The organism is Achromobacter sp. 77 (genome assembly GCF_020541125.1).
Classification (GTDB): domain Bacteria; phylum Pseudomonadota; class Gammaproteobacteria; order Burkholderiales; family Burkholderiaceae_B; genus Achromobacter; species Achromobacter mucicolens.
Map to the genome: position 1 here is coordinate 3,401,431 of NZ_CP059848.1, position 14,927 is coordinate 3,416,357.

A 14,927-nucleotide genomic window follows, 5' to 3' on the forward strand; every position below is an offset into this window, starting at 1 on the left:
GTAAAAAAACCCGTTACTAGAACGGGCTTTTTTGAAATATCAGGCGGCGGCGTCGCGGACTTCTCCGCGCTCCGGCTTCTCTGGCGCGGCATTTTCATCCGCGTAGATCAGCAGGGGCTTGCCCTCGCCTTCGATGGCGTTTTCGTCGAGGACCACGCGCTTGACGTTGCCCTGGGAAGGCAGGTCATACATGGTGTCGAGCAGTGCCTGTTCAATGATGGAACGCAGGCCGCGGGCCCCCGTCTTGCGGCGCAGCGCCTTGCGGGCGATGGCCTTGAGCGCAGCCGGGCGCACGTCGAGCTCGGCGCCTTCCATGGCGAACAGCTTTTGGAACTGCTTGAGCAAGGCGTTCTTGGGTTCGGTCAGGATCTGGACCAGTGCGGCTTCGTCCAGCTCGTCCAGCGTCGCGACCACGGGCAGACGACCGACCAGTTCGGGAATGAGACCGAACTTGATGAGGTCTTCGGGTTCCACTTCGGAGAAGAGTTCGCCCACGCCGCGCTCGGACTTGGCACGCACCGACGCCGAAAAGCCGATACCAGACTTTTCAGTACGGTCGCGGATGACCTTTTCCAGCCCGTCGAAGGCGCCGCCGACGATGAACAGGATGTTGGTGGTGTCGACCTGGACGAAGTCCTGGTTCGGATGCTTGCGGCCGCCCTGCGGGGGAACCGACGCCACCGTGCCTTCGATCAGCTTGAGCAGGGCCTGTTGCACGCCCTCGCCCGACACGTCGCGCGTGATGGACGGGTTGTCGGACTTGCGCGAGATCTTGTCGATCTCGTCGATGTAGATGATGGCGCGCTGGGCCTTTTCGACTTCATAGTTGCAGTTCTGCAGCAACTTCTGAATGATGTTTTCGACGTCTTCACCCACGTAGCCCGCTTCGGTCAGCGTGGTGGCGTCGGCCATGACGAAAGGCACGTTCAGCATGCGAGCCAGCGTCTGGGCCAGGAGCGTCTTGCCGGAGCCGGTGGGCCCGATCAGCATGATGTTGCTCTTGGAGAGCTCGACTTCGTCGCCCTTGATCTCGCCGTGGCGAATGCGCTTGTAGTGGTTGTAGACGGCCACGGCCAGCATGCGCTTGGGCGACGTTTGCCCAATAACGTACTGGTCGAGGAAAGTCTTGATTTCAGCCGGAGTGGGCAGCTCGGAACGAATCGCCGCGCGCGCGGTGGCCTGCGCCTCTTCGCGGATGATGTCGTTGCACAAGTCGATGCATTCATCGCAGATGAATACCGACGGACCCGCGATCAGCTTGCGGACTTCGTGCTGGCTTTTATTGCAAAACGAGCAATGCAGCACCTTAGCGTCTGCCGATCCCTTTTTTTCAGGCATATTTCTTTCGTATCTCAGGTAAAGATGCGCCAGGCCGGGTACATGGCCTAGCGCATGCGCTTACTCAAACATGATGGCAGCGGGTCTGGATCAACCGGGAAGTCAGCCTTCGGACCGGGAGGCCATGACCTTGTCCACCAGTCCATACGATACCGCATCTTCGGCCGACATGAAGTTGTCACGTTCCGTATCCAGCTCAATGCGCTCCATGCTCTGCCCGGTGTTGTGGGCCAGGATGCGGTTCAAGCGCTCGCGCAGGTCCAGGATTTCGCGAGCCTGGATCTGGATGTCGGAGGCCTGCCCTTGGGCGCCGCCCGAGGGCTGGTGAATCATGATGCGCGAGTTGGGCAGGGTGAAACGCTTGCCCTTCTTGCCAGCCGCCAAGAGGAACGCGCCCATGCTGGCCGCAAGGCCGGTGCACAGGGTGGACACGTCCGGCTTGACGAACTGCATGGTGTCAAAAATGGCCATTCCCGCGTACACCGACCCGCCAGGCGAGTTGATGTACAGGGAAATGTCCTTGTCAGGATTCTCCGATTCCAGGAACAGCAACTGAGCCACGACAAGGTTGGCCGTGGCGTCGTTCACCGGCCCCACCAGGAAAATGAGCCGTTCGCGGAGCAGACGCGAATAGATGTCGTAGGCGCGCTCGCCGCGCCCCGACTGCTCGATCACCATGGGAATGTAGCCCAGGCCGGTGGGGGTCACCGAAGACCCGCCATTCATTGCCGCATAGAAATCGGTGAATCTCTGCATAGTGTTACGCCATCCCCATCAACTGATCGAAAGGCACCTTTTCATCGGTGACCTTGGCCTTTTCCAACACGTGCGCGACGACGTTGTCTTCAAGCACGATAGCCTCGATTTCAGCACGACGCTGGCGGTCTGCCAGGTAATAGCTGACAACCTGGGCGGGTTGTTCGTAGTTCTGGGCGAATTCTTCGATGCGCGCGCGGACCTGTTCCGGCTTGGCTTGCAACTGAGCTTGCTTGACCAGTTCGGAGACCAGCAGGCCCAGGCGGACACGGCGCTCGGATTCGGTCGAGAAGGCTTCGGCCGGGATCGGCACGGATTCGGCATTGGGCACGCCGCGCTGCTTCAGTTCTTCGCGGGCAGCGGAGATACGGCCTTGCACGTCGTTGTCGACCAGGGCCTTCGGCACGTCGAACTTGCCGGCTTCGACCAGGGCGTCCATGACGCTTGACTTGGTGCGGCCTTGCGAACGGACCTTCACTTCGCGCTCGATGTTGCTGCGGATGTCGGCCTTGAGCTTTTCGACGTCGCCTTCGGCTTGGCCGAGCGACTTGGCGAATTCGCTGTTCAGTTCGGGCAGGACGCCTTCAGCCACTTCCTTGACGGTGATGGTGAATTCGGCGGTCTTGCCGGCAACTTCCACGCCTTGGTAGTCATCGGGGAACTTGAGCTGGAAAACCTTGGTTTCGCCAGCCTTCAGGCCACGCGCGGCTTCTTCGAATTCCGGCAGCATGCGGCCTTGGCCGAGCACGAACGGGAAGTCTTCGGCCTTGCCGCCTTCGAACGGCACGCCGTCGATGGTGCCGGCAAAGTCCAGCGTCACGCGGTCGCCGTCGGCGCTGGCGCGGCCTTCACGGGCTTCGAACGTGGCGCGTTGCTTGCGCAGCACGTCCAGCGTCTGCTGAACTTCAGCATCGGTGACGGCGGTTTCGTAGCGGGTGACGGCCAGGGCGGACAGGTCCGGCACGGCGACTTCCGGGTAGACCTCGAACGTGGCGGTGAACGCCAGCGTGTCGTCGGAAACGCCTTCCGTCTTGGGCTCGAGGTTCGGGGCGCCGGCGACGCGCAGCTTGGCGCCGTCGATGGCTTGTTCAAAGGCACGGCCAACTTGGCTATTGATCACGTCGTAGCGGATGCTGGGACCATGGCTGCGCTCGAGCATGGCGAGCGGCGCCTTGCCCGGACGGAAGCCGGGGACCTTGGCGGTCCGAGCCACGCGCTTCAATTGCGCCTGGACTTCCTTTTCGACGTCGGCCACCGAGACGGCCAGATCAACACGGCGCTCCAGGCCGGAGAGGGTTTCAACCACAGGCTGCATTAAAAGACCTATTTTCCGAGAGATGAGATTACGGGCGGATAAACGCGGCATTTTACCGGAAACTTCCGGAACCCTGACGCAAAGGGGCGCGAGCCCCGGATTTGCCCGGATGCTCGCGCCCCGTTTATCGCCCAAAAAGCGAGGATCGACGCCTGGCTCAGAGGTTACTTGGCCTTGGCGATGCGGTCTTCGATGTGCTGCGCGCGCTTGGTCGAGGACGGGTGGGAGCTCATCATATCGCTCTTGCCGCCATCAAGCTCGGCCAGCTTCTGGAACGCGGTCACAAGGCCACGCGTATTCTGCTTCTTGGACTGCAGCAGGTCGAACGAATAATCGTCCGCCGCGCTTTCCTGCGATTGCGAGAACTGCGCATTGATGAACTTCTCGGTCAGGTCGCCCAGTTGCGAGGAGCTCAGTTGGGAGACGGTCGCGCCACCCGCCGCGCCAGCCGCGTCACGCGCAGCCGACACGGTGTAGGCGGTCTGCATTGCCTTCTTGGTGTGGCCCAGCGCCACGTGACCGATTTCGTGGCCGACCACGCCCATCACTTCGTCGTCCGTCATCATGTCCATGAGGCCGCTATAGACGCGGATGCAGCCGTTGGCCATTGCCCAGGCGTTCACGTCCTTGGTGACATAGACCTTGTAGCTGGCTTTCTGGCCATTGACCGTGCTGCCCAGCGACTTGGCGATCTTCTGCAGACGAGCGTCGTATTTGCTGCCCGGCGCGGCGATCTTTTCCTGCGAATCGCTCTGTGCGCATGCCTTGTCCGACAGGGTCTTGATCTCGGCATCGCTCAGCGTGGCCGCCTGGACGACCTTGGCGCCGGCGCCGACGAGCCCACCGATATCCAACGCATGTGCGGCCGAGTAAGGGGCGAGCGCAATGGCCAACGCGGCGACGGTGTAGCGGATCTTCATGGGAACAAACTCCTATTGACTTGTTCTATGCAAACGAGGCGGCAATTCTATATACGCCTCCAGCTTTCGACGTATTTCGGCACAGAGTTTCGCAAATGCGAATTTCGCTTACCAAAAAGCCGAGCGCTTCGAAGGACGCCATGCTAAGCATCCTGCCAGCGGCAAGCCGCCGGTTGAAAGAGATGTCCGCTGTCTCATGGCGTTGATAGAATTGCCGCCGCGCATTTTTTCGCAAAACCACAACGGCTCGCACCCATCATGATCCCGAATCCCCCTCCCCGCCTCGGGCTGCTGCCCAGTCTCATCTTCAGCTCGCGCTGGCTGCAGCTTCCGCTTTACCTGGGGCTTATCGTCGCGCAGGGCGTATACGTCATGCTGTTCCTCAAGGAACTGTGGCACCTCGTCACCCACGCAACCAGCTTCGGCGAAATGGAGATCATGCTGATCGTGCTGGGCCTGATCGACGTGGTCATGATCTCCAACCTGCTGGTGATGGTGATCGTTGGCGGCTACGAAACGTTCGTGTCGCGCCTGCGCCTTCAGAACCATCCCGATCAACCGGAATGGCTGAGCCACGTCAACGCCAGCGTGCTGAAAGTGAAGCTGGCCATGGCCATCATCGGCATCTCCTCGATCCACCTGCTGCGCACCTTCATCGAAGCAGGCACGATCGGCACGCCGAATGCGCGCTTCACTGAAGCCGGCGTGATGTGGCAGACCATCATCCACGCCATCTTCATTCTTTCCGCATTGGGGATCGCACTGGTGGACAAGCTCTCGACCGGCAGCAACGCCAAGCACTAAGCGTCCGCGCAAAAAAAAGCCCCCACGCGACAAACGTGGGGGCTTTTTTATGGATAGAACACCGGGCGCACCCAGCGCGCTACCCGAGAGGTCTCAGGCCGCTACCTTGATGTTCTTGGCGCTGGGGCCCTTTGGGCCGGTTCCAACGTCGAAAGTGACCCGCTGGTTTTCCTGCAGCGACTTGTAGCCCTCGCTGCGGATTTCGGAGTAGTGAGCGAAAAGATCCTTGCTGCCGTCGTCGGGCATGATGAAGCCATAACCCTTTTCGGCGTTGAACCACTTGACGATGCCGGTTGCCATGGGATGTCCTTGACCTAAAAAGCGATTGCTCGCGGGACGCCAGATCTTCAAGGATGGGAGAGGATAGCAACCGCGGCACCACTGACGGCGACCAAGGAGAACGCAGACCGCGTCGCTTGAGAATCTCGCTGAAACCAGTTTATTGGCGAATCTGGAAAAACGTCAAATGTCCGAAAGGCCTGTTTTTGATCCCGAAAACGGGCCCTACACCCGCTAAAAAGCGCAAGCCAGGCCGCTGGGCGGATTGAACATTTTCAACTTGCCACGCACCGATACACCTAGAAACCGACACGCCCGGCCTGCTTCGCGAGGCACCGCGCCCTACCCGGCGAATCCGCCGGCTTCCAGAAACTCGCGTTCGGCCTGGCTCGTCTGCCGTCCCAGCGCCGCGTTGCGGTGCGGGAAGCGTCCGAAACGCTTGATGATGTCGCGATGCAGGACGGCCCACTTCACGGCTTCTGCACCCAGCGGTTCCATCAGGGCGACAGCGCGGTTCTGTGCAGCCAGGCTCTCGGCATGCTCGAACGGCATGTAGAAGAACTGGCGTAGCGACGCATCGACTTCCAGATCATGGCCCGCGGCGATCGCGTGTTCCGCGAAATGCAGCGCCAGCGCGTCGGTGGCGAACATATGCGCGGTGTCCCGGTAGGCATTGCGGGGAAACTGGTCCAGCAGGATCATGAGCGCGATCGCGCCCGAGGGGTCATCCAGCCAGGCATCGAGCCGGCGCGCGGCTGCTGCCATATGCGCCGCTTCGAAGCGCTGGCGAAAGCTGGCGTCGAACTGTGCGTTCTTGCTGAACCATTGGGGTGGCCCGGCTTGCAGCCAAAAGGCGACCACATCCTGAGGTTGCGTGACAAACGGCGTGGGGGTGGTTGCGGTCATGGCGATGCGTGCATAAGGGTGAGTGCGCTGCCATTCCCAAAAGAATCGGTAGCGCGACGGAAAATCAGCCGCCCAGCATAACGCGCAGAAAACAAAAAAGGCCCCACTAGGGGGCCTTCTTGCGAAAATTCAGAGCCTTACAGGACCTGGATCTTCGTGGCTTGCGGGCCCTTGGGGCCATTGGCCGTCACAAAGCTGACGCGCTGGTTCTCTTCCAGAGACTTGAAGCCCGAGCCCTGAATTTCGGAGAAGTGAGCGAACAGATCCTTGCCACCCGCTTCCGGGGTGATGAAGCCATAACCCTTTTCCGAATTGAACCACTTAACGACGCCGGTTTCCATACTGTATTTCCTAGAGATAATGGGCAAATGCCCGGAGGTCACGAATCAATCAAGGAGGGGACAGTAGAACAATAACGCTGAGCCGGAAACGGCACCGCACTGATCGAAAATCGCAACGCTTGTGATCGTGTGCCGACACTATCGTTATATTCCCCTCACAAGTCAACATAATCCTAAAAAACACGTGCCAATAATGCAACAAAGAGAAACTGCGCGGTTATTCTGCACGTTTTTAAAGGGTAAACGAGTCCCTGCATAGGTGTTAACACCCATACATCATAAAAAAACAAACAAGGCTTATATAAATGCCATCAAAAGCGCGTACGACCTGCAATACGCCGTTCGGATGACACTATGGTTTGCCGCCAGGCTTACTCGTCGATAGGTAAACCCAACAAGTCGAGCGCCGCGCCAAAAGCATCGGGGCCCGAGCAAAGGAAAACCGCCACGTCGCCGGGGTTCATATTTTCCAGCACTTGGTCGATCTGTTCTTGAGCATTATCAACATTGTCGACATTGGCGGCGTGTATATCCGCTCCGGCATCGACTTTTTCGCGAGGCACGATGTCTGCGATTGCATTGAGATCATCCACGCCCATGACGACATAAGCGCTGATGCTCTCGCCGTCCAGGGTGGTGTGCAGCTCGACGCCGCCCGCTACGTCGGCAACGTGCCGACTGAGTATTTCCATTTCCATCTTCCTTGATTTGCGGGCTGAACCCGCCTGGGCACGCACCTCACAGGTGCACACGCACGCCCAGGCGCGACTATAACAGCCTTAGGCTAACGTTTCTTGACGCTGGGGCCAAGCGACTGGCGAGCAGCCCCGGAAGTGGCCGCCACGGTACGGCAACGCACCCCGGCTTCGGCCAGCACCCGGGCCAGCGGCTTCTGCGCGGCGAGGAAAGCCGTCTTTTCGTCGGCGGCCAGCTTGCAGATGAACAACTGAGCCTGGAGTTGCGTGCGGCGCGCCTTGCGGTTGTCGGCTTCCTTGGCGAGCCATTCGCCCACCCAGGCCGCGGCAGCCTCGGCATCTCCCTGCTGCTTGACGTGCCCGAGCAGGTCGTAGACGGTCACGCCGTCGATGCGCTCATCCTCGCCGCGGGAGAGGAACAGCTTGGCGGACTGGCCCGTGTAGCCTGGAACGACCGCCAGACAATCCCGTTCTGCGGGTTTTTTCATGGTGTTTTCGAATGTGGTTTAGCAAGAACCCCGGACTGTAACGCAGGCGCGCCCGCCGTCCTATTGCCGTTGCGGAAGTCTGCTATCGTCAACGTGTTCTTTCATCCCAACATGGTGGACATCATGCAACGCGATTTCGATCTGGTCGTCACGATTCTGGGCGCCCTGCGCGACGCCCCCGGCCCCAACCTGAGCACGCACGACATCAAGAACGCCGCCCTGGCGCCGCACCCCGAAGAGCAAGGCCTGCAGCTCATCGCGCATCACCTGGACCTGCTGGAAGATGCCGGCCTGGTCAAGCAGATCAGCGAGACCGCGGCGACCGCTGGCGCCACGCGCTGGCGCATCACGTGGAAGGGCTACGACGCCCTGGAGCAGGATGAGGACGACGAAGACGAAGACGACGAGGACTTCGACGCCGAAGAATGAGACGCTGCGCCGAAAGGCGCAGCCGGACGATCCGCGCGGCTTAGCGCAATGATTGCGCCGTTTGCCGGCGTTGCCGGATGCGCCGCGTCAACAGCGCCGCCGCGGCGCCGATCACGAGACTGAACATGAAGGCGGCGATCGACAGCATCGCCGCCAGCTCATCGAATCCCCCCTGCCGCGCCAACACCAGCACGGCCACGAATATCGCCACCGACCACGCCACAAGGCCGATCAGCAGCTGCTTGACCGTCCGCAGGCGGCCGCACAAGGCGCCGCCGGCAAGTGCGGCGGCCACCATGGCAGCCATGGACCAGAACAGATACTCGTAGTGCATGGGAACGGTCTCCGCCAAGGGCATTGAGGCGCACGCATTATAGGCGGCGCCTGCGTGCCGCCGTTTGCTCCCCTGCCCGGCCGCGAACCCCGGTCAGGCCAACGCCACCACGCTGATTTCCACCAGCGCGCCGTAGTGCAGTTCTCGGGTGGGCACGATGGCGCGGGCTGGCCGGTGGCTGCCAAAGCATTCCTCGTACACCGCGTTGACCTCATCCCACAGGCTGACGTCCGGGATGTACACGGTCACGTTGACCACCGACGACAACGAGGAACCGGCAGCGTCCAGGATTGCGCGCACGCTGCGCAGCGCCTGCCGCGTCTGGCCTGCCGCATCCGCCGCCAGGACGGGGCGCACGCCAGGTGCGGCCGGCGGCAAAAAGCCCAACTGCCCTGAGACGAAGACGAACCCGTTGGCGCGAATCGCCTGAGAATAATGGCCCGCGGGCGGGGTGGCGTCGGGCGTCTGGATGAGGTCCATGTGAGCGTCCATGTGAGCGTCCACGATGATGCGCGGCTTACCAGCCACGGAAGCGTTCCCAGTGCGCCACCACGCCCGGCTCGCCGGTACGCACAACCTCGTAGGCGTCGTGCTGAGCGCACGTCGCGCAAGCGTGGTTCGGCACGATACGCACTTTGGCGCCGATCGGCAGGTCGGGCAACACCGCGGCGCTGCCAGGGCGCACCTTGATGATGCCCTGCTCCTGGTTGGTTTCGGCAAGCAGCACGTCCGGGTAAACCGCGCCGTCCACGTCGCACACCAAGCCGTACAACTGGTCCACCGGCTGTTTTGCCGTGCCACGATCCCGCGACATGGCCATCCACCCAGCGTCCACCAGGATCCAGCCCTTATCGGGCTGATGGCCGATAACGGTGGTCAGCACCGTGGCGGCGATGTCGTCCACGCTGCACACCCCCAGGCCGGCCATCACGAGATCAAGGAAGACGTACACGCCGGCACGGACCTCCGTGACGCCTTCGAGGTTCCGAGCAAAGTGCGCGGTGGGCGTTGAGCCGACGCTGACCACCGGGCACGGCAACCCCGCGTCGCGAATCGCCTGCGCGCAACTGACGGCGGCCCACCGCTCCTGTTCGGCCATATCCGCGATCGCCTCGACGCTACGGCAGCCATACGATTCGCCCGCGTGCGTCATGACGCCGCGCAGGCAGGCGCCCTCTTCGTGCAGCACGCGCGCAATGGCCAGCAACTGGCCGGTGTCCTTGGGCTGCACACCGGCGCGGTGACCGTCGCAATCGATTTCGATCAGCGCCGGGATGGCATCGCCGGCCGCCTTGGAACGCGCCGACACCGCGCGCGCGGCCTCGATGCTGTCGACCACCACCGTCAGGTCGATGCCGCGCTGGCGCAAGGCCAGCACGCGGTCGAGCTTCGACGGAGACACGCCGACGGCATACAGCAGATCCGTGACGCCAGCGGCCGCGAATTGCTCGGCCTCCTGCAGCGTCGAGACGGCGGCAGGCCCTTGCGGCGTCGTCATGAGACGGCGCGCGACCTCGATGGATTTGGGCGTTTTCAGATGGGGACGCAACCTGACGCCGTGGCCGGCCATCAGCGCGTTCAGCCGGTCGATGTTTCGCGTCATGCGCGTTTCGTCCAGCAGCAGGCAGGGCGTTTCCAGCGAATCCAAGTTGGGCGCGGGGCTTTCCAGGGTCATGGGAATCTCTTGAGGGATGAGGGGAGCGGCAGGCACGGCTGGCCCGTCGGGATCAGGACGAAGTATGGCGCGCTCGCCGCTTCCCATGTTTAATTCGAAATTAATATCCCATTAAGACCAGCCTGAATGATTACGACCGACGACCTGCGCTTTTTCCTGAGTCTTTCCACTGCCGGATCGTTGGCGCAGGCGGCGCGCTCGCTGGACGTGACGCCCCCAGCAGTCACGCAGCGGCTCAATGCGCTGGAAAAGCGGTTGGGCGTGAGACTGGTCAACCGATCGGCTCGCGGCATCGCACTGACCGACGAGGGCCGCCTGCTGGCCATGCGCGCGGGGCAGATAAGTCATGACCTGACGGTGCTGGCCGATGAACTTGCGGGCAGGCGCGGCGTTGTGGCGGGGCATCTGCGGGTAGTGGCGCCGCTGGGCTTTGGCCAGCGCTACATCGCCCCGCTGGTGGCCGACTTCCGAGCGCGCAGCGAGAACGTAACGGCCAGCCTGACGCTGTCGGACGGCCCTCCCCGCCTGGCGTCGGACAACTGGGACGTCATGGTGCACATTGGCGAACTGCGCGACTCCACCCTTGTCGCGCACCCGCTGGCGCCGAACCGGCGCATGCTGTGCGCGTCGCCCGCGTACCTGAAGCGGCGCGGCACGCCGGTCATGCCTGAAGACCTGCGCAACCATGACTGCATCGCCCTGCGCGAGAACGATGAAGACGTGACCCTGTGGCGGTTCAGGCGCGCCCGGGGCGCAGCAGTCGGGGTTCGCATCGCGCCCGTGTTGTCGTGCAACGCGGGGGCCACTGCGCTGGAGTGGGCGTTGGGCGGACACGGCATCGTCGCGCGTTCGGAATGGGACGTGGCCACGCACGTCCGTGCGGGCGCACTGGTCCCGTTGCTGGCCGGCTGGAGCCTGCCCGATGCGAATGTGGTGGCGCTGGTGAAATCGCGGCAGGAACTGTCCGCGCGCACGGCAGGGTTTCTGACGGCGCTGCGCGCGGCCTTCGTCGCGCCGCCCTGGCGCGGCGGGGCGTCCTAGGCGGGAGGACGGCTCAATCGAGCATCGCTTCCGCTTCGATCTCGATCAGCCATTCGGGCAACGACAACCCGCTGACGATGATCCACGACGACGGCGGCGGATCGACCTTGAAGCGGTCGCGAAGGGCCTGCGCCACGACCTCCTGTTCGGTGCTGACCGTGTCGCAAATGTAGATCCGCAGCATGATGACCTGCGACAGATTGCCGCCCGCGGCCGCCAGGACACGTTCGACATTGTCCAGCGCCGCTTCAGTCTGCACTTGCAGCCCGGGTCCGACCGTACGCTCGTTGGCATCGACGCCGACCTGGCCGGACAGCAGCATGCGGCGTTGTCCGGTAACGATCACCGCCTGGCTGAAACCGTACTGCACGGAATTGAACACCGTATCGGGATTGACGACGACTCGGGACATGGGCTTCTCCTGTGCAGTCCGGCGGGGGACGGCTGGTCATTCTAGCAACCGCACTGCGGACGACGAAGCGCCAGCGGCACCGCGCGTCGAGTCGACCAAACGCGGTATGGAGCCGCGGCACGGCGTTTGCTACGCTGGACCGGTCTGTTCAGCCAGGGTCACGGCCATGAGCGAGAAGATCCGAGTTCTATGCATCCAGCCCGCCACGACGTCCGCGCGTTTCGCGTTCCTGGTGATTGCTCTGAAATGGTCATTGGGCGCCACGCCCCGGCCGTCGCGCCTGCAGATCGGCCCGCATGATCTGGCGCCCGAAGGATCGGAAGGCGCTTTCTGGCAGTTTGCGCTGCGGCACGCGTTTTCCAGCCAGTCCATTCTGGTCACGCGCGGTGCGCACTGGGATGTGTCGGCGTCGGTGGAGGGCGACGAAGTCCGCGCCTTCGGGCGGACTTTTGCGCTGAGGCAGTGTCTTTTCTGACCTCGCAGTGCGCTATGCCTGCGTCTCAGGCGTCGACTGGCGCCTTACGGTGATAGGCCGCAAGCTCTTCGGCCGTCCAGCGCTGGCGCGCTTCGTCCTGACAGCAGGTGCGATACACCAGCGCGCCGACGTCCAGAAAACGCTTCACGTCGGCGTCCGACAGCTTTCCCTGCACCTGCAACAGGCAGTCGGCCAAGGTGGAAAGCACGCCGTCCCAGCCGTCAAACCTGCCAGGCGCCACCGGTAACGTGATCATGCGCGCCATCATTTCACTATGGTCCATGCTGAGTCTCCCCTCTGTCGCGGCGCCGCTCGATCCGCTCTCGCCTGGCGCCCCCAGGATGGCTTGCAGCAAGTAGCGTTCCTGAAGGGAAACGTAGAGTTCAACGCGCTGGCGCCCGCCCAGTCACCGGATCCGGCGCGCGTCCCCGCAACAACGACCCCGGATGGGCTTGCAGGTAGTCGGCCAATTCGCGCAACGACCGCGCGGTGCGGGCCAGTTCCTGCAGCAGCGTGCTTGTGTTGGCCGGCAAGCCCGCATCGGGACTCAGCAACCCGCCCACGGCGCCCAGCGATCGGCTGGCTTGGCGCAGCATCGCGGACGCTTCGGGCGCAAGCTGCGTGTCCAGCCGCTTGACCAGCCTGGACGTGCCCTGCAGCAGGTTGCCCAGCTCAGCGCCCAGGCCCTCCAGCGGGATCTTTTCGATCTTGGTCAGGATTGAGTTCAACTGCAGTTGCAGCTGATCGAGGTTGTTTGGCACCGTGGGGATGAATGGCGCCTCTTCCATCTTGAACGTGACGGGCTTGGCATCAGGAAACACCGCCATCGCAATGTACAGCTGGCCCGTCAGCAGGTTGCCGATGCGCAATTGCGCACGCAGGCCCTGCTCGATCATGGCCGCCATCAGCTTGCCGCTGGGATGCTCCAGCGACGATCCGGAATACTCCCGGATCTCTTCGAACGTCTTCGCGCCCAGCCGCTCCGGGTATAGCGTGGCATCTACCAGCGCGTAGAACTGGTTGGTCGTGCGGTCCAATTCCAGCCCGATGGCGTCGACCTGCCCGACCGAGGCGCCGAACGCGTCGATCGGGGCGCCGACGGAAAGGCCCCGCACCGACTGGTCAAACCGCATGCGGATATGCAACGGCATGCCATCCGGCTGCGCCCGCGCAGCGGTTTCTGAGGGGTAGATGACGAACGTGGCCTCCGGCTTGGCCGCGGCATGATGGCGGGTCTCTATCGAATCGAAGGCGACGCCCCCCACGATCACGGACAGCAGGGATTGCGAGCGCACTTCAAGCCCCCGCGCATCCACCGAGAAATCCACGCCGCTCGCATTCCAGAAGCGCGTGCCTTCGTTCACATATGCATCGTTCGGCGCGTCCACAAACACCTGGATGTCCACCCCCTTGCCGGTGCTGTCCAGCCGGTAGCTCACAACCTGCCCCACCGCGATGCGCCGGTAATAGACCGGCGAGCCGATATCCAGCGACCCGAGGTCGTGGCCCTTGAGCGTGAAGCGCTTGCCCGGCCGGTCCTGCGTCACTTCGGGCGGGACCTCCAGGCCGACGAACGCGAATTTGGTGGCCTTGCCGGGATCGACGCCGCCGCGAAGGCCAGCCGGGTCCAGGCCGATGTAGGCGCCGGACAGCAAGGTGCTCAGGCCGGAGACGCCGCTAAGCGTGAGCCGGGGCCGCACCACCCAGAACAAGGTGCCCTCTTGCAAGAGGCCTGCCGCCTCCTTGTTGAGCCGCACCGTCGCGATCACGCCCGTTCTGTCTGCGTTGAGCGCCACGCGCTCCACGAGGCCGACATTCACTTCCTTGTATCGGACCTGCGTCTTGCCCGCCTCCAGCCCTTCTGCCGTCTGGAAACTGATCGTGGCCTGCGGGCCGGCGTCCATCCAGACCTTCAGCACCAGCAGCAAGCCGCCCAGCGCCGCGACGATCGGCACCAGCCAGATCCAGGAAACGCGGCGGCCACGGCGGGCCGACGGGCGCTTTTGAGCGGCAGCAGAAACAGTCTCGGGCATTGAAGGCATCCTTCGTGAGCACGCGTCCGGACTCTGGGTGCAATCCCGCTAAAGCGTCGCGCCGGCGGGCCCGCCGCGCAACAAGGGTAATCCCGACGTTTGCGCATGCCCGCAGACTAAAGAAAGAGTAGGATAGCCATCCCAGTAAACAGGAAACTTCCGTGAATATCGAAATCCGTCCTGCCGTGCCTTCGGACGCGGCCCAGATCCATGCCTTCATCACCGAACTGGCGATCTACGAGCGCGCCGCCCATGAGGTGATCGCCAGCGCTGAAGATGTCGAGCGCACCTTGTTTGCGCAAGGCGCCCCGGCCCGCGCGTTGATGTGCCTGGTCGAGGGCAAGGCCATCGGCTACGCCGTCTATTTCTACAGCTACTCCACCTGGCTTGGAAAGAACGGCATCTACCTGGAGGATCTGTACGTCACGCCCGAACATCGAGGCATCGGCGCGGGACGCGATCTGCTGCGCCATCTGGCGCGCGAGGCGGTCGCAAACGATTGCGGGCGGCTTGAATGGAGCGTGCTGGACTGGAACCAGCCCGCGATCGATTTTTATCAATCCATTGGCGCCCTGCCTCAGGACGATTGGGTGCGCTATCGGATGGCCGGCGACGCATTGCGCAATTTCACCGAAGGCCGCCGCTGAGGCGGCCACTACGGCAGCCACTTAGGCAGCCACTAAGAC

Annotated in this window: 20 protein-coding genes; 5 read left to right on the plus strand and 15 right to left on the minus strand. The window is 62.9% G+C overall.

The features are described 5' to 3' along the window. Positions 1-39: 39 nt before the first annotated feature. The 4 genes from clpX to H4P35_RS15700 form a co-directional block, all read right to left on the minus strand. On the minus strand, positions 40-1,338 hold the full coding sequence (clpX, locus tag H4P35_RS15685) for an ATP-dependent Clp protease ATP-binding subunit ClpX (RefSeq protein ID WP_056318854.1): 1,299 nt from the start codon (positions 1,336-1,338) through the stop codon (positions 40-42). A gap of 102 nt (positions 1,339-1,440) precedes the next feature. After that, entirely contained in the window at positions 1,441-2,094 is a 654-nt protein-coding gene (clpP, locus tag H4P35_RS15690) for an ATP-dependent Clp endopeptidase proteolytic subunit ClpP (protein ID WP_056318852.1), read from the minus strand. A 4-nt stretch (positions 2,095-2,098) separates the two neighbouring features. Continuing rightward, positions 2,099-3,409 carry a trigger factor gene (gene tig / locus H4P35_RS15695; RefSeq protein ID WP_223575974.1) on the minus strand — a complete coding sequence of 437 codons (1,311 nt, stop codon included), beginning with the start codon at positions 3,407-3,409 and terminating at the stop codon, positions 2,099-2,101. A gap of 164 nt (positions 3,410-3,573) precedes the next feature. After that, entirely contained in the window at positions 3,574-4,329 is a 756-nt protein-coding gene (locus H4P35_RS15700; protein ID WP_056318844.1) for a M48 family metallopeptidase, read from the minus strand. A gap of 258 nt (positions 4,330-4,587) precedes the next feature. Here H4P35_RS15700 and H4P35_RS15705 point away from each other — a divergent pair, with 258 nt between their 5' ends. Continuing rightward, positions 4,588-5,133 carry a TIGR00645 family protein gene (locus H4P35_RS15705; RefSeq protein WP_056318843.1) on the plus strand — a complete coding sequence of 182 codons (546 nt, stop codon included), beginning with the start codon at positions 4,588-4,590 and terminating at the stop codon, positions 5,131-5,133. Positions 5,134-5,226: 93 nt separating this feature from the next. On the opposite strand, the gene H4P35_RS15710 is transcribed toward H4P35_RS15705, so the two are convergent. The 5 genes from H4P35_RS15710 to H4P35_RS15730 form a co-directional block, all read right to left on the minus strand. Continuing rightward, positions 5,227-5,433, minus strand: coding sequence for a cold-shock protein (locus H4P35_RS15710; RefSeq protein WP_042794090.1), 207 nt, complete (start codon positions 5,431-5,433; stop codon positions 5,227-5,229). 321 nt (positions 5,434-5,754) lie between these two features. Beyond that, complete coding sequence (locus H4P35_RS15715) at positions 5,755-6,318, minus strand: DUF924 family protein (protein ID WP_152384765.1); 564 nt, start codon at positions 6,316-6,318, stop codon at positions 5,755-5,757. A 137-nt stretch (positions 6,319-6,455) separates the two neighbouring features. After that, positions 6,456-6,659, minus strand: coding sequence for a cold-shock protein (locus tag H4P35_RS15720; RefSeq protein ID WP_006220190.1), 204 nt, complete (start codon positions 6,657-6,659; stop codon positions 6,456-6,458). Positions 6,660-7,030: 371 nt separating this feature from the next. After that, a complete protein-coding gene (locus H4P35_RS15725) occupies positions 7,031-7,351 on the minus strand; it encodes a hypothetical protein (RefSeq protein ID WP_056324478.1) in 321 nt (106 codons plus the stop codon). 92 nt (positions 7,352-7,443) lie between these two features. Further along, positions 7,444-7,842: a hypothetical protein gene (locus tag H4P35_RS15730; RefSeq protein WP_128828502.1), complete on the minus strand. Its 399-nt coding sequence runs from the start codon at positions 7,840-7,842 to the stop codon at positions 7,444-7,446. A gap of 123 nt (positions 7,843-7,965) precedes the next feature. On the opposite strand from H4P35_RS15730, the gene H4P35_RS15735 reads away from it, so the two are divergent. Beyond that, positions 7,966-8,271: a DUF2513 domain-containing protein gene (locus H4P35_RS15735; protein WP_128828503.1), complete on the plus strand. Its 306-nt coding sequence runs from the start codon at positions 7,966-7,968 to the stop codon at positions 8,269-8,271. A gap of 40 nt (positions 8,272-8,311) precedes the next feature. Here H4P35_RS15735 and H4P35_RS15740 read toward each other — a convergent pair whose 3' ends face one another. The 3 genes from H4P35_RS15740 to H4P35_RS15750 all read right to left on the minus strand — a co-directional run bounded on the left by H4P35_RS15740 (position 8,312) and on the right by H4P35_RS15750 (position 10,280). Next, on the minus strand, positions 8,312-8,605 hold the full coding sequence (locus H4P35_RS15740; RefSeq protein WP_152384766.1) for a hypothetical protein: 294 nt from the start codon (positions 8,603-8,605) through the stop codon (positions 8,312-8,314). A 93-nt stretch (positions 8,606-8,698) separates the two neighbouring features. Next, a complete protein-coding gene (locus H4P35_RS15745; RefSeq protein ID WP_304518336.1) occupies positions 8,699-9,097 on the minus strand; it encodes a RidA family protein in 399 nt (132 codons plus the stop codon). 25 nt (positions 9,098-9,122) lie between these two features. Further along, on the minus strand, positions 9,123-10,280 hold the full coding sequence (locus tag H4P35_RS15750) for a DSD1 family PLP-dependent enzyme (RefSeq protein WP_226846191.1): 1,158 nt from the start codon (positions 10,278-10,280) through the stop codon (positions 9,123-9,125). Positions 10,281-10,406: 126 nt separating this feature from the next. On the opposite strand from H4P35_RS15750, the gene H4P35_RS15755 reads away from it, so the two are divergent. Beyond that, positions 10,407-11,321: a LysR family transcriptional regulator gene (locus tag H4P35_RS15755; RefSeq protein ID WP_226846192.1), complete on the plus strand. Its 915-nt coding sequence runs from the start codon at positions 10,407-10,409 to the stop codon at positions 11,319-11,321. Between the two features lie 13 nt (positions 11,322-11,334). On the opposite strand, the gene H4P35_RS15760 is transcribed toward H4P35_RS15755, so the two are convergent. Next, complete coding sequence (locus H4P35_RS15760) at positions 11,335-11,733, minus strand: RidA family protein (protein ID WP_056324461.1); 399 nt, start codon at positions 11,731-11,733, stop codon at positions 11,335-11,337. 166 nt (positions 11,734-11,899) lie between these two features. On the opposite strand from H4P35_RS15760, the gene H4P35_RS15765 reads away from it, so the two are divergent. Continuing rightward, positions 11,900-12,208 carry a hypothetical protein gene (locus H4P35_RS15765; protein ID WP_152384769.1) on the plus strand — a complete coding sequence of 103 codons (309 nt, stop codon included), beginning with the start codon at positions 11,900-11,902 and terminating at the stop codon, positions 12,206-12,208. 25 nt (positions 12,209-12,233) lie between these two features. On the opposite strand, the gene H4P35_RS15770 is transcribed toward H4P35_RS15765, so the two are convergent. Continuing rightward, the gene (locus H4P35_RS15770) at positions 12,234-12,491 is read right to left on the minus strand and encodes a hypothetical protein (protein WP_128828507.1); all 258 of its coding nucleotides are present in this window, start codon (positions 12,489-12,491) and stop codon (positions 12,234-12,236) included. A 100-nt stretch (positions 12,492-12,591) separates the two neighbouring features. Then, positions 12,592-14,241: an intermembrane transport protein PqiB gene (locus H4P35_RS15775; RefSeq protein WP_226846193.1), complete on the minus strand. Its 1,650-nt coding sequence runs from the start codon at positions 14,239-14,241 to the stop codon at positions 12,592-12,594. Positions 14,242-14,402: 161 nt separating this feature from the next. On the opposite strand from H4P35_RS15775, the gene H4P35_RS15780 reads away from it, so the two are divergent. Beyond that, positions 14,403-14,888 carry a GNAT family N-acetyltransferase gene (locus H4P35_RS15780; RefSeq protein ID WP_226846194.1) on the plus strand — a complete coding sequence of 162 codons (486 nt, stop codon included), beginning with the start codon at positions 14,403-14,405 and terminating at the stop codon, positions 14,886-14,888. Positions 14,889-14,927: the final 39 nt, after the last annotated feature.

Coding starts and splice junctions, on each gene's coding strand:
- clpP (WP_056318852.1), bottom strand. CDS start 2,094: ATGCAGAGATTCACCGATTTCTATGCGGCAATGAATGGCGGGTCTTCG.
- clpX (WP_056318854.1), bottom strand. CDS start 1,338: ATGCCTGAAAAAAAGGGATCGGCAGACGCTAAGGTGCTGCATTGCTCG.
- H4P35_RS15755 (WP_226846192.1), top strand. CDS start 10,407: ATGATTACGACCGACGACCTGCGCTTTTTCCTGAGTCTTTCCACTGCC.
- H4P35_RS15725 (WP_056324478.1), bottom strand. CDS start 7,351: ATGGAAATACTCAGTCGGCACGTTGCCGACGTAGCGGGCGGCGTCGAG.
- H4P35_RS15740 (WP_152384766.1), bottom strand. CDS start 8,605: ATGCACTACGAGTATCTGTTCTGGTCCATGGCTGCCATGGTGGCCGCC.
- H4P35_RS15775 (WP_226846193.1), bottom strand. CDS start 14,241: ATGCCCGAGACTGTTTCTGCTGCCGCTCAAAAGCGCCCGTCGGCCCGC.
- H4P35_RS15750 (WP_226846191.1), bottom strand. CDS start 10,280: ATGACCCTGGAAAGCCCCGCGCCCAACTTGGATTCGCTGGAAACGCCC.
- H4P35_RS15720 (WP_006220190.1), bottom strand. CDS start 6,659: ATGGAAACCGGCGTCGTTAAGTGGTTCAATTCGGAAAAGGGTTATGGC.
- H4P35_RS15715 (WP_152384765.1), bottom strand. CDS start 6,318: ATGACCGCAACCACCCCCACGCCGTTTGTCACGCAACCTCAGGATGTG.
- H4P35_RS15710 (WP_042794090.1), bottom strand. CDS start 5,433: ATGGCAACCGGCATCGTCAAGTGGTTCAACGCCGAAAAGGGTTATGGC.
- H4P35_RS15770 (WP_128828507.1), bottom strand. CDS start 12,491: ATGGACCATAGTGAAATGATGGCGCGCATGATCACGTTACCGGTGGCG.
- H4P35_RS15765 (WP_152384769.1), top strand. CDS start 11,900: ATGAGCGAGAAGATCCGAGTTCTATGCATCCAGCCCGCCACGACGTCC.
- H4P35_RS15730 (WP_128828502.1), bottom strand. CDS start 7,842: ATGAAAAAACCCGCAGAACGGGATTGTCTGGCGGTCGTTCCAGGCTAC.
- H4P35_RS15700 (WP_056318844.1), bottom strand. CDS start 4,329: ATGAAGATCCGCTACACCGTCGCCGCGTTGGCCATTGCGCTCGCCCCT.
- H4P35_RS15705 (WP_056318843.1), top strand. CDS start 4,588: ATGATCCCGAATCCCCCTCCCCGCCTCGGGCTGCTGCCCAGTCTCATC.
- H4P35_RS15735 (WP_128828503.1), top strand. CDS start 7,966: ATGCAACGCGATTTCGATCTGGTCGTCACGATTCTGGGCGCCCTGCGC.
- H4P35_RS15760 (WP_056324461.1), bottom strand. CDS start 11,733: ATGTCCCGAGTCGTCGTCAATCCCGATACGGTGTTCAATTCCGTGCAG.
- tig (WP_223575974.1), bottom strand. CDS start 3,409: ATGCAGCCTGTGGTTGAAACCCTCTCCGGCCTGGAGCGCCGTGTTGAT.
- H4P35_RS15745 (WP_304518336.1), bottom strand. CDS start 9,097: ATGGACGCTCACATGGACCTCATCCAGACGCCCGACGCCACCCCGCCC.